A 15,164-nucleotide genomic window follows, 5' to 3' on the forward strand; every position below is an offset into this window, starting at 1 on the left:
TGTCGGCGGACCTGACGGCCCGCCGATGGGTGAGGGGAGCAAACGCTCGTCTTGTCTTGACGCTGCGGCAGGGTCGAAAAGCCGCAGCGTGGATCAAGAGGTATTGCGATCAAAGCAGTCTTCTAAGTCGGGTTTCGGCCAAGAACGGGCCATAGCTTTCCAGGAATTGCACAAGCTGATCATCCCCTAGCGTTGTCCCCAGATCTGCCAGGGCCAAGCGACCGAACTCGGGATGAGACCAAAGCACGCCGAACCTGTGATAATGTATCAAGGCTTTCGGCGCAGCAGGTGGATTGCCATATGCTGGGAGATTGAAATTGAATTCATTCGGCAGCATCTTTATTTTCTGACCAAGCCGCGTCGTCGTAATTGACAGGGTCAACTGGTCAATATTCTCACGCTTGAACGGGTGTGTGACTTCATGATCAAAACGAATTGAATCCGCAAGCCATTCGGTCCCGAATGACCGCTTTTCTGGGCCAAAGCTTTCCCGAAAGACGATCATGCCAGCGTTGAAATAGGGTGGGCACCTTACACGCTTGCCGCGCGGCAGCCTGATCCTTTCTGGCGGCAGCTCAAGGCCGAAATGGGCATAAAATGCTTTCCATCCCGCCTCATCGTTCGAGAGTGTGGAATAGTCTGAAATGACAGCGGCAATTTCCGCATCGCCCAGAAGATTGACAAAATCAATGGGCTTGATGAAGACAGTATCCGTGTCAATGAAGACCGATATATCGCAATCCCGCGGGTCGCTGGCTGCCATGATCTTGTTGCCGATCGGATATGGTTCTTTCCACGGGCTAACGTCGCCCGGCGCAGTCCCCGGAATTGCGCGCATCTCGACGTTGCAGCTGTCCAATACCTGCCTTGTGGGTGCCATTATTTCTGCACGGGCATCCTGACGATAATAGGCGATCACAGAGACCCTTTCACCCAGCATCCGACGAATGCTTGGCAAAAGAATACAGGCCTGGGCTTCAATTTTGGGTCCGTCGATAATGAAAAACACGCAAACACGCATTCAAACCCTCGGAATCGATCCAGGCGCAACGGCCAAGGGGACGATAGCCGGGTCAGGCGAGGTGTTCAACCAAACGGACGGCTGCGGTGCCCCCAACCCGGCTTTCGCATGATCCCTTGTGAAAGCGTTGGATTGTCGACGGTCTTGGCGGCAGGAACGCCTCCAGCAAGGTCGCCGCGCCGGCCTCTTTCGGCTGGCGCAGCGGTCAAGGCGGCATGCGCCAGTCGGCCGATGGAATGGCCTTCCACCCAAGCACCCCTGACCCTGCCCGGAAAATAGGCAGCAACCGATCTGCCCCTGCCATAATGGCATGAAAGAGCTTGACCGCCGCGCCGCAGCGCCTAGGCTTAAGCGTACCAAATCGACAAAATCGTCTTATGGCATTCGGGCCTTGCACGCGGACCTTCTCAAGTGGTCCGCTGCAAGGCTTTTGCGTTTTGGGGACGTTTTTCGCAGGGGGCAAGGCGTGAAGCGACGGATCGAACTGGGGATGCTGTATTCACGTTCCGGCAGCTATTCGCTGATTTCCGAGGCGTGTCGGACGGGCGCGCTGGCCGCGATTGCCATGGTCAACGCGGACCCTGATCTGGACGTTGCTTTCCTGCCCGTGGAACGTGACCCGGGCGGGAACATCGATGCCTATGGCCCCCTGTGTGAAGAAATCATCCGCAACACCGGGGCGCGTCATGTGGTGGGCTGCGTGACATCGTGGAGCCGGAAAGAGGTGATCCCGACGGTGGAAAAGTACGGTGGCACGCTTTGGTACGCGGTTCCCTACGAGGGTTTTGAGGCGTCGGATCATGTCGTCTACACCCATGCCTGTCCGAACCAGCACCTGTTGCCCCTGCTTGATTGGGTGATGCCCGCGCATGGGCGGCGGGCCTATCTGACCGGATCGAACTACATCTGGGGCTGGGAGATGAACCGCCTTGCGCGTGAGCGGATCACGGCAGCGGGCGGAGAGGTCACCGGCGAACGCTATCTGCCCATCGGCTCACGCGAGGTTGGGCGGATGATCGAAGAGCTGCGCTTTGCCCGGCCCGATTTCATCCTCAATTCGCTGATCGGGCCGTCGTCCTACGAATTTCTGGCGGCCTACCGGGCGCTTGGGGCCGAGGACGCACATTTCCGGCCGGAAACTTGCCCGGTCCTGTCCTGCAATCTGACCGAATGCGAACTGCCGGCGCTGGGTCAATCGGCCGAGGGGCTGGTATCGGCGGGGCCGTATTTCCGGGGCGTGCCGGGCTGGCCAGAGGCGGGCAACTTCGGATCGTCGCATGAGGCGGCGGCCTTTTCGGCGGTGCGCGAACTTGCGCGGCTTCTGTCGCACCGCGCGGGGGCCGAGGCGCTGCCTTTGTCAAAGCTGCTGTCCGGGGACAAGGGTGCGGGCATGGTGGACCCCGAAACGCATCATACGGTCCTGCCGGTGATCATAGCGCGGGTTGTGGCTGGGGCCTTCCAACCCATCAAGCAACTGGGTGCGGTGGCGGGAGACCCTTATCTGTCGCGGGGTCGTTCGGCTGCCGTCGCCCCGAACCTTCGGGTGGTCTCATGAAGCGCCGCCCGATCCGCATCCCGAACCTTGGCGGGGCGCAGGCCTGTATCCTGCACCGCCCCCACCCGACCGTGCAGGCCCTGACGCGGCAACTGACCGCGATCGGTCTGGTGGTGCATCAGGCCTGGCCCGAGCTTGGGCCCGAGGCACTGGCCGCCGACTACATCTTCTTTGACGCCGACATGGGCCATGACGGCATGTTCCCGTGGGAGCCGGGGCAGCCGCCCGTTCCGATGGTGGCGCTGATCGGGTCGGAAGCGCCGGGGCGCATCGAATGGTCGCTGAAGACGGGCGCGCATGCCCAGCTTTTGAAGCCGGTGGGGGATAACGGGGCCTATTCCGCCCTGATCATCGCCCGGGACGCCTTTGATGCGCAGAAAGCGCTGTCTGCCGAGATTGCCGACCTGCGCCGCAGGCTGGAGGACCGGCAGACCGTAGTCCGCGCGGTGACGCTGCTGGCGGCACGCGGCAAGTCCGAGGCGGATGCCTACGCGCAGTTGCGCCAGATGGCGATGGCATGGCGGATCAGCTTTGAGGATGCGGCGGCGCGGATCGTGGCGGCGCAAGGTGCCGGGAAGGATGCGGATGACCGACCTCGGCGCGGATAAGGTCCTTCGGCGGCCCGCGGGCGCGTTTGCCCGGCTGATGCAGCGCAAACTCGCGGTGTTCGGGCTGGTGCTGATTGCGCTGGTGGTAGGCGGTGCCGTCTTCGCCCCGCTGATCGCGCCGTTTGATCCGAACGACCAGATGTTTGATGGCCTGACCCTTGAAGGCGCGCCGATGCCGCCCGGGGGGCAGTTCCTGATGGGGACTGACCTGCTGGGGCGCGACCTGTTCAGTCGGCTGCTGTACGGCGCGCAAACCTCGTTGATCATCGGTGTCGTGGCAAACGGGCTTGCGCTGGTCATCGGCACTTTGGTCGGGATCACCGCCGGGTTCTTCCGGGGCTGGATCGGTGCGATCCTGATGCGCTTTACCGACCTGATGATGGCCTTTCCGGCGCTTTTGCTGGCGATCTGTCTGGCGGCGATATTCCAGCCGTCGCTGTGGATCGTCGCCCTGGTCATCGCGCTGGTGAACTGGGTGCAGACCGCGCGGGTGATCTTTACCGAGACGTCGTCGCTGGCCACGCGGGATTTCATCGCGGCAGAGCGGACGCTGGGGGCCTCGACCTCTCGCATCCTGTTCCGCCACATCCTGCCGCACCTTTTGCCCACGATCATTGTCTGGGGCACGTTGGGGATTTCCACGACCGTGCTGCTTGAAGCAACGCTGTCCTTCCTTGGCATCGGGGTGCAGCCGCCGACGCCAAGCTGGGGAAACATCATCTTTGAGAACCAGACCTACTTCCAGTCTGCCCCATGGCTCGTGTTCATCCCCGGCGCGGCGATCATCTTGCTGGCGCTGGCCTTCAACCTTGTGGGCGACGCGCTGCGCGATGTGCTGGACCCGACGCAAAGGGGGCGCGACTGATGGCCGCCTACCTGCTGCGCCGGTTGATCCAGGCCGCGCTGATCCTTCTGGGTGTCAGCTTCATCACCTTTTTCCTGCTGTATGTTCTGCCCGCAGACCCCGTGCGCCAGATCGCCGGTCGGTCGGCCACGGCCGAAACGGTTCAGAACATCCGTGAACAGCTTGGCCTCGATCAGCCCTTCATCGTGCAATACGGCCGCTACCTTGCCGGTCTGGTGCAGGGGGACATGGGCCGCAGCTACTTGCAGAAGACCGAAGTGGCCGAGCTGGTCTGGTCGCGCCTGCCTGCCACGCTGCTTCTGATGCTGGGCGCCATCCTGTGTGAGCTGGTTCTGGGTCTGACCATGGGCATCGTGGCTGCGCTGTGGCGCGGCAAGGCGGTGGATCAGGTGTTGATGATCACGTCCTTCGTCACCGTCTCGGCCCCGCAATTCGTGGTCAGCCTGCTGCTGCTTTACATCTTTGCGGTCAAGCTGGGCTGGTTCCCGATCGGGGGCTACGGGACATTCAGCCATCTGGTGCTGCCTGCCATCACGCTGGGTATCCTTGGGTCTGGCTGGTATTCCAGGATGATGCGGTCGTCGATGATCGACGTCCTGCGGGCTGACTACATCCGCACCGCGCGGGCGAAGGGGCTGACCCGCGCCCGGATCGTTCTGCGCCACGCCTTGCCCAACGCCATCCTGCCGGTGATCGCGATGATCGGCATCGACATCGGCATCTTCATGGGCGGGATCGTCGTGGTGGAAAGCGTCTTTGGCTGGCCGGGTATCGGGCAGCTTGCCTGGCAGGCGATCCAGCGCGTCGACATCCCGATCATCATGGGCGTCACGCTGGTGTCGGCCTTTGCCATCGTGCTGGGAAACCTTCTGGCCGACCTGATCGCCCCGCTGATCGACCCCCGCATCAAACTTCGCTGACAAAACTTCGCTGCAATCCAACAGGAGCATAAAGATGAAAAAACTTCTCGCCTCAACCGCTATCATGCTGGCCCTTGGCCTGCCCGCCGTTGCGCAGGATTACACCCCCGATCCGGCCGCGACCGCCGGCGGCACGATCACGGTCACCTACAAGGATGACGTGGCGACCCTTGACCCCGCCATCGGCTATGACTGGCAGAACTGGTCGATGATCAAGTCGCTGTTCGACGGGCTGATGGACTATACCCCCGGCACGACCGAGCTGCGTCCCGGGCTGGCGGAAAGCTATGAGATTTCGCCAGATGGTCTCGTCTACACCTTCAAGCTGCGCGCCGGGGTCAAGTTCCACAACGGGCGCGAAATGACGGCGGAAGACGTCAAATACTCGCTGGACCGCGTGACCAACCCCGCAACGCAGTCGCCGGGCGCGGGCTTCTTCGGCGCCATCGCGGGCTTTGACGCCGCTGGCGAGGGCGGGCTGTCGGGGGTGGAGGTTGTCGATCCGCTGACCGTGAAGATCACCCTGTCCCGTCCCGACGCGACCTTCCTGCACGTCATGGCGCTGAACTTCGCCAGCGTTGTGCCGAAAGAGGCGGTCGATGCCGCGGGCGACGATTTTGGCAAGCAGCCGGTCGGCACCGGGGCGTTCAAGCTGGCGGAATGGACGCTGGGCCAGCGGCTGGTGTTCGAGAAGAACGCCGACTACTGGCGTGCCGGTGTGCCCTTCCTTGATTCCGTGGTGTTCGAAGTGGGGCAAGAGCCGGTGGTCGCCCTTCTGCGCCTGCAGAACGGCGAGGTTGACGTCCCCGGTGATGGCATCCCGCCCGCAAAGTTCATGGAAGTGATGGCAGACCCCGCGCAGGCCGAACGCGTGGTGCAGGGGGGCCAGCTTCACACGGGCTATATCACCCTGAACGTCACCCTGCCGCCCTTCGACAAGCTGGAGGTGCGCAAGGCCGTCAACATGGCGATCAACAAGGAGCGGATCACCCAGATCATCAACGGTCGCGCCGTGCCTGCCACGCAGCCGCTGCCGCCGTCGATGCCGGGTTATACCGAAGGCTATGCCGGTTACCCCTATGACGTCGAAGGCGCCAAGGCCCTTCTGGCCGAGGCAGGTCTGGCCGACGGGTTCGAAACCGAGCTTTACGTCATGAACACCGACCCGAACCCGCGGATTGCCCAAGCCATCCAGCAGGACCTTGCGGCCATCGGGATCACCGCGAACATCCAGAACCTTGCCCAGGCCAACGTGATCGAGGCCGGTGGTGCAGGCACTGCGCCGATGATCTGGTCGGGCGGCATGGCCTGGATCGCGGACTTCCCCGATGCCTCAAACTTCTACGGCCCGATCCTTGGCTGTGCCGGTGCGGTTGAAGGCGGCTGGAACTGGTCCAAGTTCTGCGACGAGGCGCTGGATGCCAAGGCCGTGGAAGCCGACAGCACCTTTGACCCGGCAATGGCTGCGGACCGGCTGAAGATGTGGTCTGACGTCTACATGGGCGTGATGGAGCAGGCGCCTTGGGTCCCAGTCTTCAACGAAGAACGCTACACAATGAAGTCGGAACGGATGGGCGGCGAGGATGCGCTTTATGTCGATCCGGTTTCGATCCCGGTCAACTATGACTACGTCTGGGTCAAACAGTAATGTGCAAGGCCTGCGACTATACGATCCACGGCGCGCAGCACCATTTCGGGTGGGACAACTCCCTGCCCCCGGCGCTGCGTGTCGCTCCGGGCTCGACCATCGAGTTCCACTGTCATGATTCCTCGGCGGGCCAGCTTGGCCCGTCGTCGACGCTGCAAAGCGTGGTCGATCTGGACTTCGGCAAGATCAACCCGGTGTCCGGGCCGATCTTCGTTGACGGGGCGATGCCGGGCGACGTGCTGAAGGTCACGCTGGAGGGGTTCGCCCCGAAAGTCTTCGACGGCAAGGGTTTTGGCTGGACGGCGAACATCCCGGGCTTTGGGCTGCTTGCCGACCAGTTCACCGATCCGGCCCTTTGCTTGTGGAGCTACGACCCCACCAGCATGGAGCCGGCGCTTTGGGGCAAGTCTGCCCGCGTGCCGTTGAAGCCGTTTTCCGGCACCATCGGCAATGCCCCGGCAGAGGTCGGGCTGCACTCGGTCGTTCCGCCGCGCCGGGTGGGGGGGAACCTGGACATCCGTGACCTGACCTCTGGCGTGACGCTTTACCTGCCGGTGGAGGTGGAGGGGGCCTTGTTCAGTGTGGGTGACACCCATGCCGCGCAGGGCGATGGCGAGGTCTGCGGGACGGCGATTGAAAGCCCGATGAACGTGGTCCTGACGCTGGATCTGGTGAAGAACCAGCCGCTGAAAACCCCGCGCTTCACCACGCCGGGGCCGGTGACACGGCATCTGGACGCCAAGGGCTATGAAGCCACCACCGGGATCGGGCCTGACCTGATGACGGCGGCGAAGGATGCCGTTTCGGGGATGATCGACCTGCTGCAGGCACAACAGGGCATCTCGGCGGTGGACGCCTACATGCTGTGTTCCGTCTGCGGTGATCTGCGCATCTCGGAAGTCGTGGACATGCCGAACTGGGTCGTCAGCTTCTACTTCCCCCGGGTCGTCTTCGAATGACCCTTGCGGAAGCCTTGCCAACCTCCGGGGCTGTAGCGGCCCCGGAGCCCGTGTTGCGGGTCGAAGGTCTGTGCGTGTCGGTCCGCACGGAATGTGGGTTGAAGCCACTGGTGCAGGACCTGTCCTTCACCCTGAACCGGGGCGAGACCCTTGCCATCGCCGGGGAAAGCGGGTCGGGAAAGTCCATCACCTCGCTGGCCATCATGGGCCTTTTGCCGCCGCCAGCGGTGCGGGTCACTGGGGGACAGGTGGTGCTTGGCAGCGAAACCTTGACCGGGCTTGCCGAAGCAGACCTGCGCGCCATCCGGGGCGACCGGATCGCTATGATCTTTCAGGAACCGATGACCAGCCTGAACCCGGTGATGACCGTCGGCGCGCAACTGGTCGAGGCAATCCGCGCCCACGCGTCTGTTGGCCGGGCCGAAGCCCAAAAGCGCGCGGTTGAGGCGTTGACGGCTGTCCGCCTTTCGGGACCCCAGCGCCGGCTGCGCCAGTACCCGCACGAATTCTCTGGCGGGATGCGCCAGCGCGTGATGATCGCCATGGCCCTTGCCCTGCGGCCCGAAGTCCTGATTGCCGATGAACCCACGACCGCGCTGGACGTGACCGTCCAGCGTGAGGTGCTTGACCTGCTGCGCGACCTGCAGCGCGACCTTGGCACCGCCATCATCCTGATTACCCATGACATGGGTGTCGTGGCCGAGATGGCCGACCGGGTGATCGTGATGCGGCAGGGACGGCAGGTGGAAACCGCCTCCACATCCGACATATTCGCCAGACCGCAGGCCGACTACACCCGCGCGCTGCTTGCTGCCGTGCCGCGCATGGGGCAAGGGACCGTGCGCCCCCCGGTCACCAGCGACCCCATCGCAAGACTGACCGATGTCGTCGTCCGCTATCCCCTGCGCGGCGGGCTTCTGGGCGGCATCACCCAGAACGTTCACGCCGTCGAACATGTCAGCTTCGACATCAAGAAAGGTGAGACGTTCGCCTTGGTCGGAGAATCCGGCTGCGGCAAGTCAACCATCGCCAAGGCCCTTGTCGGCCTTGCCCCGCATCAGGGCCGGATCGAAATCGCCGGTCAGGCGCTGGACAGCCTTGACGCGGCGGGCCTCAAGGCGATGCGACGCCGCGTGCAGATGGTGTTTCAGGACCCGATGGCCGCCCTTAACCCAAGGATGCGTGTCGGTGACCTGATCGCCGAACCGCTGGCCATCCATGGTATTGGCACCCCTACGGAACAGACCGCCCGCGCCGCCGACCTGATGGCCCGCGTGGGGCTGGAGGCGGCCCATCTTGACCGCTACCCGCATGAATTTTCCGGCGGCCAACGCCAGCGCATCTGCATCGCCCGCGCTCTGGCATTGCAGCCCGACCTGATCATCGCGGATGAAAGCGTTTCGGCCCTTGATGTGTCGGTGCAGGCCCGCGTGCTGGACCTGTTGCGTGACCTTCAGCGTGAGTTTGGGGTGTCCTACCTGTTCATCAGCCACGACATGGCCGTGGTGAACAACGTGTCGGATCGGGTTGGCGTGATGTATCTGGGACAGATCGTCGAACTTGGCACGACGGCGCAGATTTTCGGAAACCCGCAGCATCCCTATACCCGGCTGCTGATCGAGGCCGTTCCCATCCCGGACCCTGGCCGCTTGCGTCCGACCACCCCTCGCAAAGCCTCAGAGGTGCCAAGCCCGTTGCACCGGCCCGGCCATGCGCCCCAACGCGTGTCTTTGGTGGACATTGGCAACGGCCATCTGGTTGGCACCTAGGCGATTACGGCGGACGACATTTCTGGCGGGGAAACCGGTCTTTTCGATGCGACGTTCGGTGAAGCATGTGCCTGAAACGTGACCCATGTCAAAGTCAGGCAGGTTGCTGGCGGCTAATCCTGCAAACAAGCTGGCACCCGCCCGCAAAACCCCTGCATCGTCGCACGCAAGCCGTCGTGACCGCCAAGGACGCCACCCATGACCGACACAGACAAACTGCCGCTTGAGATCAGGACGACGGACCCGGGTCCCGCCCGGAGCTGGTTTCGCAAACGGTACCTGTTCATCTTTCTGGTGCCGCTTTTGATGTTCACGGGCGGGGTATTGGGCATGTATTTCCAGCCCCCCGCCCTGCAGAAGTTCTACGCGCTGACGGGTCTGCAGCCCGGGGCCGGGTCGGAATCGCCCATCGCCCTGCCGCCGGACATCGACCTGCCGCCGAAGATGGCGGAGACGCTGTTGCCCAGCGATGTGGTCGGTCTGGCCCGCGTGATGCCGCGTGGCGATGTATCCATCGTGGCGGCCCCCTATGGCTCTGGCGATGCCCGGGTGGCCGAACTGCTGGTCGCTGAGGGTGACACGGTGGCCAAGGGCACCCCTTTGGCGCGGCTGGACAACCGGACGGCGCTGGAAGGCGCGGTGCTGGCGGCCGAGGCCAACCTTGCCGTCAAGGAGGCTGCCCTGATGCAGACCCGCGCCGCCGTGCAGGCCAGCCGGGACGAGGCGCAGGCCGCACTGGATCAGGCAATCTCTGCCGCTGCCGAAGCGGCGTCCTCGCTTGCCCGGAGCGAGGAGTTGTTTCTGCGCAAGGTCACGACCGAGGCGACACTTGATCAGCTGCGTGCGGCCTCTGCCGCCGCTGATCTGGCGGTCACCCGGGCCAAGGCGACGTTGACGCGGTTTTCCGCATTGGCGCTGGAGGATCAGCCTGATGTTCTGGTGGCCGCCCGCAACCGGGATGCCGCAACCGCCGAACTGGCCCGCGCCAAGCTGGATCTGGAGCGGTCCATCGTCGTGGCGCCGATCGCCGGGACGATCCTTGATATCCGCGCCACCCCGGGACAGCGCCCCCCGGCGGACGGGATCATGGACATGGGCGACACCAGCCAGATGATGGCCGAGGTGGAAGTCTGGCAGGACCGCATCGCCAGCATTGCGCCCGGCCAACCGGTGGACCTTGCCGCCGTCGCTCTGGGCCAGACCCTGCATGGCGTGGTGGACAGCATCGGGCTGACCGTGGGCCGTCAGGGGCTGATCTCGGACGACGCGGCCGAAAACAAGGATGCCCGGGTGATCCGGGTTCTGGTGGCGCTGGACGCGGCCTCATCCACCATCGCGGCGCGCTATACGAACCTTGAGGTGATCGCCCGCATCGACACCACCGCCGCAAAGCGGGCCGCCCCATGAGCCGCCTGTTGCAGGCGATTTTCGGGCGGTTGCCGATCGGATGGCTGCAACTGACGCATAACCGCACCCGCTTTGCGGCGGCGCTGGCCGGGGTGGCCTTTGCCAATGTGCTGGTCTTCGTGCAGTTGGGGATCATGGCGTCGATGGGGGCGGCGACCCTGCGGCCCTATGACTTCTTTCGGGCCGACATCATGATTTCTGCCGGTGATGCCAATGCGATGGCCGATGGTGGCAACGTGGCGCGCCAATGGTTGCTCCAGGCCATGGCTGACCCCGATGTGACGGACGGGATGGGGCTTTTCCTGGCCAACGTGGCCTGGGACCGGGGCGAAAAGGACATCAGCCTGTCCACCTTCGGGATCGACCCGGTCAAGCCCGGCTTCCTCAACCCCGCCTTGGCCGAGGATATGTCCCTGCTGGCGGTGCAGGATGCGGCGATCCTTGACCGGCTGGCGCGCGGCCTTGCCCGGGAGGAGGCAGCTGCCATCCGCCCGCAGACCCCGCTGAGTTTCGAGGCGGCGGGTCGGACACTGACCGCCTATGCCACCTTTGCCGGGGGCGGCGGCTTTGGCGGGGATGGCTACATGCTGGTGTCGGACCAGACCTTCCTGTCGCTGTTTCCCGCCCGCAGTTCGGCGGCCCCTGACCATATCCTTCTGACCCTGCGGCCCGGCGCAGACGTGGACGCGGCGGTTGCGCGGCTCAAGACGCTGATCTCGGACCCGTCGCTGCGCATCCGCAGCTTTGCCGCCGCCGCAGAAGAGGACTTGCGCTATCAGCAGACCCGGCGTCCTACGGGCATCATCTTCGGCTTTGGCGTGCTGATCGGGGTGCTGGTCGGGCTGGTCATCGTCTATCAGGTGCTGTCGACCGACGTGGCCGACCACTTGCGCGAATATGCAACCTTCAAGGCCATGGGCTACGGCTCCGGGTTCTTCTTGGGCGTGGTCTTTGAAGAGGCGTTGGTTCTGGGCATCATGGGCTTCATCCCCGGGCTGATCATCGGCACTGCAATTCTGACGTTGATGGGCAAGATCACGACGCTGCCCCTGGCCATGACGCCCTCGATGGCGATCAGCGTGTTTGTCGGGACCGTGGTGTTTTCCGCCCTTTCCGGGGCCATCGCGACCCGCCGCCTTGCCGCCGCCGACCCCGCCGATCTGTTCTGAGGGCTGGAGATGGACACCGAAAACATCCTTGAGGCTGTCGGGCTGAATCACTGGTTCGGTGCCGGAGAGGTGCGCAAGCAGGCGCTGTTCGACGTGAACCTGACGCTGAAGCGCGGCAGTTTCACCGTGCTCATGGGACCCTCCGGGTCGGGCAAGACCACGGTCCTGACGCTGGTCGGCTGCCTGCGCGGCGTGCAGGAGGGGTCGGTCCGCCTTTTGGAGCAAGAGCTGTGCGGCGCGTCCGAGGCGCAGCTTGTGGCCTTGCGTCGGCGTTTGGGCTTCATCTTTCAAGCGCACAACTTGCACGAAAGCCTGACGGCCACGCAGAACGTGATCATGGGGCTGCAAGTGCATCGCGGGATCCCTGATGCCAAAGCGAAAGCTGCCGCCGCCCATGCCCTTGGCCTGCTTGGCCTGTCGGACCGGGTGGATTACCTGCCCGCGAACCTGTCAGGCGGGCAAAAGCAGCGCGTCGCCATTGCCCGGGCACTGGTCGGCAACCCGGCGCTGGTGCTGGCGGACGAACCCACCGCCGCACTGGACAAGGACAGCGCCGCCGAAGTGGTCGATCTTCTGAAACGCATGGGCGCCGCGCGCGGCACGACCACCCTTCTGGTCACCCATGACAATCGCATTCTCGACCGCGCCGACCGTATCCTGACGCTGGAGGACGGGCGGATCGTAAAGACCGAAGATCGCACCTGAAGGGGGGAGTTGATCTTGGTTGAGGATGGCCAGCCCCAATCAAAACGACGCTGTCCGGGTGCAAGATCAAGCCACTTTCCCGACTGGTCGGAACGAAAGGCCGGGCCGTTCGCTATTGTTTCATCGCCAACGCGCTGGCTGACGGTTTAGATTGGAACCTCAAGAATCCCGGACAGGAGAGACCAAGTGACAGAAAGCGACATCCTTCTGTCCCATCTCGATGCCGATGGCATCCTGCGGCTGACCCTGAACGACACGCGTCGCCGCAATGCCCTGTCCGAGGCGATGCTGGGGGCGCTGGACCGCGCCTTTGCGGCGGCGGCGGCCGACGCGGCCGTGCGGGTGGTGGTTCTGGCAGCCAATGGTCCGGCCTTTTGCGCGGGCCATGACCTGAAGGAATTGACCGCCGGGCGCGCGGCACCCGATGGGGGCAAGGCTTACTTTGCGAAGATCATAACGCTTTGTTCCGGGGTCATGCAGTCCATTGTCACCTGCCCCAAGCCGGTGATTGCCGAAGTCACCGGTGTCGCCACCGCCGCCGGCTGTCAGCTGGTCGCCAGTTGCGATCTTGCCATCGCCGCGACGGATGCGCGCTTCAGCACCCCCGGCGTGCATATCGGGCTGTTCTGTTCCACGCCCATGGTCGCCCTGTCGCGCAACGTCGCCAACAAGCACGCGATGGAGATGCTTTTGACCGGCGACATGGTCCCTGCGGCGCGGGCGGCGGAAATCGGGCTGGTGAACCATGCCGTCGCCCCTGAAACGGTGACCGAGGCCACGATGGCGATGGCACGAAAGATCGCATCAAAATCCAGCCTGACGCTGGCGACCGGCAAGCGTGCCTTTTATGAACAGCGCGAGATGCCATTGGCGCAGGCCTATGACCAAGCCTCGGCGGTGATGGTGGAAAACATGCTGGCCCGGGATGCCGAAGAGGGCATCGGTGCATTCATCGAAAAGCGCGCACCCCAGTGGCAGGACCGGTAGGACCGGCCACGTCAACGGCCAAGTGTCTGAACCACCAGTTCCGCCGCCGCCGCGCCCGAGAATTGTTGTTGGCCGGTGATCAGGTTCCCATCGCGGATCGCAAAGGGTTTGAACATGCCGTTCACAATGAAATTGGTGCCCTCCAACTTCTTCGCCTCGTCTTCGATCCAGAAGGGCTGGATTTTCTGGCCGGCCCAGGCGTCGGCAAAGGCTTCCTCGGTATTGGCGAACCCGGTCCAGGTCTTGCCCTTGACCAGCAGGTCGCCATTCGACAGCCGGGTCTTCAGAAGGATGCAGGTGCCATGGCAGACGACGGCGACGATCTTGACCGCCTCATAGGTCTTGGCCACAAAGGCATGCAGCGCGGTATCGTCGATCATCGTCACCATGGGCGACTGCCCACCCGCCACGAAGATTGCATCATAGGCGGTGGGGTCCACCTCGGCGATGGATCTTGTGCCCTTCAGCAGGTTTGCGTGTTTCGCGGACGTCTTGAAGCCCAGTGACAGGATGTCTGCCGCTGAATAGCCGCTGGCATCCTCGGGGTCGGAGAAACCGTCGGCGACCAGATCGCCGCCCTTGGGACTGACGATTTCCACATCGTAGCCCGCCTCGGTAAAGGTCCAGTAGGGGTGGGTCAGTTCGGCCCACCAAAAGCCCACAGGCCAGCCTGTCGTGGCCGAGGTGCCGGGGTTCGCCACGATCATCAGGATCTTCTTCTTGCCATGCGTGTCGATGGAAGCTGACATTGCGATTTCCTTTCAGCAGGTTGCCGGTTTCACAAAGTTGAAGCGGTGCAGGCGGCGGCGGGACCGGATGGACCCTTGCTGCCGGCGGGAACCGGGACGGCCCCGCTTATGCGGGGACGGCCGCGAAGGCCCACATGCGCCCCTTGCCGCGCATCAATGCCTGATTGATCCAGACCATGCCGAAGGGTTCCAGAAGCCGTGCCTTGGTGATGTCGCCGGCATCCAGCGCGTCGAAGCCAAGGTCCGCCAGCATCTGCCCGACCAAGGCCTTTGCGCCTACGTCATTGCCTGCCATGAACATCACCGGGGCGTGGGCCAAAAGGGATGTGTCGGCCATGATCTCTGCCCCGACCTGATTCAGCGTCTTGACCACATGGGCCCCGGGCAGCCAACCCTGCACGATCTCACCGCCCGAGGTGCTATGCCCCACCTTCAACCCGATGCCGCCAGCGCTGCGGCCTATGGGGTTCATGCAGTCCACCACCACCTTGCCAGTCAGATCGCCAAGGGCCGCCACCGCCGCCTCTGCAGCGTCCCAGGGTAGGGCAAGCACCACGATATCGGCGCCGCGCGCGGCATCGGCAGGCAAAGCGGTGCTTGCCCCGGTCGCTGCTGCCAGTGCCGACACCCTGGACCCCGCCGGATCGCGCGCGCCAAGGACGAGATAATGCCCCTTGCTCTTCAGTCCGCGCGCGACGGCGCCACCCACATTGCCAGTCCCGATGATGGCGATCCGCATGCGTTTCTCCTTGCTTCAGGTGTTGCGGCAGAGATATGCGGAAGAAGAAAGAAACAAAAATGA

General features: G+C 63.8%; 14 protein-coding genes. 11 read left to right on the forward strand and 3 right to left on the reverse strand.

Annotated elements, in window-relative coordinates; all coding sequences use genetic code 11:
• Window positions 1-109: 109 nt before the first annotated feature.
• Entirely contained in the window at window positions 110-1,009 is a 900-nt protein-coding gene (locus EI545_RS07620) for a hypothetical protein (protein ID WP_125324918.1), read from the reverse strand.
• Between the two features lie 478 nt (window positions 1,010-1,487).
• Here EI545_RS07620 and EI545_RS07625 point away from each other — a divergent pair, with 478 nt between their 5' ends.
• The 11 genes from EI545_RS07625 to EI545_RS07675 all read left to right on the forward strand — a co-directional run bounded on the left by EI545_RS07625 (window position 1,488) and on the right by EI545_RS07675 (window position 13,613).
• Window positions 1,488-2,576: a transporter substrate-binding protein gene (locus tag EI545_RS07625; protein WP_125324919.1), complete on the forward strand. Its 1,089-nt coding sequence runs from the start codon at window positions 1,488-1,490 to the stop codon at window positions 2,574-2,576.
• On the forward strand, window positions 2,573-3,184 hold the full coding sequence (locus EI545_RS07630) for an ANTAR domain-containing response regulator (protein ID WP_125324920.1): 612 nt from the start codon (window positions 2,573-2,575) through the stop codon (window positions 3,182-3,184). Before EI545_RS07625 ends, EI545_RS07630 begins: the two co-directional genes overlap by 4 nt.
• Window positions 3,162-4,049 (forward strand): ABC transporter permease, encoded by an 888-nt coding sequence (locus EI545_RS07635; protein WP_125324921.1) that lies wholly within the window; start codon window positions 3,162-3,164, stop codon window positions 4,047-4,049. Before EI545_RS07630 ends, EI545_RS07635 begins: the two co-directional genes overlap by 23 nt.
• Complete coding sequence (locus tag EI545_RS07640; protein WP_125324922.1) at window positions 4,049-4,969, forward strand: ABC transporter permease; 921 nt, start codon at window positions 4,049-4,051, stop codon at window positions 4,967-4,969. The genes EI545_RS07635 and EI545_RS07640 overlap by 1 nt, the downstream gene beginning before the upstream one ends.
• A gap of 34 nt (window positions 4,970-5,003) precedes the next feature.
• On the forward strand, window positions 5,004-6,617 hold the full coding sequence (locus EI545_RS07645; protein ID WP_125324923.1) for an ABC transporter substrate-binding protein: 1,614 nt from the start codon (window positions 5,004-5,006) through the stop codon (window positions 6,615-6,617).
• Window positions 6,617-7,576: an acetamidase/formamidase family protein gene (locus tag EI545_RS07650; protein WP_125324924.1), complete on the forward strand. Its 960-nt coding sequence runs from the start codon at window positions 6,617-6,619 to the stop codon at window positions 7,574-7,576. Before EI545_RS07645 ends, EI545_RS07650 begins: the two co-directional genes overlap by 1 nt.
• Window positions 7,573-9,345 (forward strand): ABC transporter ATP-binding protein, encoded by a 1,773-nt coding sequence (locus tag EI545_RS07655; RefSeq protein ID WP_125324925.1) that lies wholly within the window; start codon window positions 7,573-7,575, stop codon window positions 9,343-9,345. The genes EI545_RS07650 and EI545_RS07655 overlap by 4 nt, the downstream gene beginning before the upstream one ends.
• Before the next feature lie 198 nt (window positions 9,346-9,543).
• Window positions 9,544-10,752, forward strand: a complete 1,209-nt coding sequence (locus tag EI545_RS07660) for an HlyD family efflux transporter periplasmic adaptor subunit (protein WP_125324926.1) — start codon at window positions 9,544-9,546, stop codon at window positions 10,750-10,752.
• Window positions 10,749-11,921, forward strand: coding sequence for an FtsX-like permease family protein (locus EI545_RS07665; RefSeq protein ID WP_125324927.1), 1,173 nt, complete (start codon window positions 10,749-10,751; stop codon window positions 11,919-11,921). Before EI545_RS07660 ends, EI545_RS07665 begins: the two co-directional genes overlap by 4 nt.
• A gap of 9 nt (window positions 11,922-11,930) precedes the next feature.
• Window positions 11,931-12,626 (forward strand): ATP-binding cassette domain-containing protein, encoded by a 696-nt coding sequence (locus EI545_RS07670; protein ID WP_125324928.1) that lies wholly within the window; start codon window positions 11,931-11,933, stop codon window positions 12,624-12,626.
• Window positions 12,627-12,812: 186 nt separating this feature from the next.
• Window positions 12,813-13,613, forward strand: coding sequence for an enoyl-CoA hydratase (locus EI545_RS07675; protein WP_125324929.1), 801 nt, complete (start codon window positions 12,813-12,815; stop codon window positions 13,611-13,613).
• Window positions 13,614-13,624: 11 nt separating this feature from the next.
• Here EI545_RS07675 and EI545_RS07680 read toward each other — a convergent pair whose 3' ends face one another.
• The gene (locus tag EI545_RS07680; protein ID WP_125324930.1) at window positions 13,625-14,362 is read right to left on the reverse strand and encodes a type 1 glutamine amidotransferase domain-containing protein; all 738 of its coding nucleotides are present in this window, start codon (window positions 14,360-14,362) and stop codon (window positions 13,625-13,627) included.
• Window positions 14,363-14,468: 106 nt separating this feature from the next.
• Window positions 14,469-15,101 (reverse strand): NADPH-dependent F420 reductase, encoded by a 633-nt coding sequence (locus EI545_RS07685; RefSeq protein WP_125324931.1) that lies wholly within the window; start codon window positions 15,099-15,101, stop codon window positions 14,469-14,471.
• Window positions 15,102-15,164: the final 63 nt, after the last annotated feature.

Origin of the sequence: Tabrizicola piscis (genome assembly GCF_003940805.1) — a bacterium.
Lineage (GTDB): Bacteria > Pseudomonadota > Alphaproteobacteria > Rhodobacterales > Rhodobacteraceae > Tabrizicola > Tabrizicola piscis.

Coding starts and splice junctions, on each gene's coding strand:
- EI545_RS07670 (WP_125324928.1), top strand. CDS start 11,931: ATGGACACCGAAAACATCCTTGAGGCTGTCGGGCTGAATCACTGGTTC.
- EI545_RS07680 (WP_125324930.1), bottom strand. CDS start 14,362: ATGTCAGCTTCCATCGACACGCATGGCAAGAAGAAGATCCTGATGATC.
- EI545_RS07665 (WP_125324927.1), top strand. CDS start 10,749: ATGAGCCGCCTGTTGCAGGCGATTTTCGGGCGGTTGCCGATCGGATGG.
- EI545_RS07660 (WP_125324926.1), top strand. CDS start 9,544: ATGACCGACACAGACAAACTGCCGCTTGAGATCAGGACGACGGACCCG.
- EI545_RS07645 (WP_125324923.1), top strand. CDS start 5,004: ATGAAAAAACTTCTCGCCTCAACCGCTATCATGCTGGCCCTTGGCCTG.
- EI545_RS07635 (WP_125324921.1), top strand. CDS start 3,162: ATGACCGACCTCGGCGCGGATAAGGTCCTTCGGCGGCCCGCGGGCGCG.
- EI545_RS07650 (WP_125324924.1), top strand. CDS start 6,617: ATGTGCAAGGCCTGCGACTATACGATCCACGGCGCGCAGCACCATTTC.
- EI545_RS07685 (WP_125324931.1), bottom strand. CDS start 15,101: ATGCGGATCGCCATCATCGGGACTGGCAATGTGGGTGGCGCCGTCGCG.
- EI545_RS07655 (WP_125324925.1), top strand. CDS start 7,573: ATGACCCTTGCGGAAGCCTTGCCAACCTCCGGGGCTGTAGCGGCCCCG.
- EI545_RS07630 (WP_125324920.1), top strand. CDS start 2,573: ATGAAGCGCCGCCCGATCCGCATCCCGAACCTTGGCGGGGCGCAGGCC.
- EI545_RS07640 (WP_125324922.1), top strand. CDS start 4,049: ATGGCCGCCTACCTGCTGCGCCGGTTGATCCAGGCCGCGCTGATCCTT.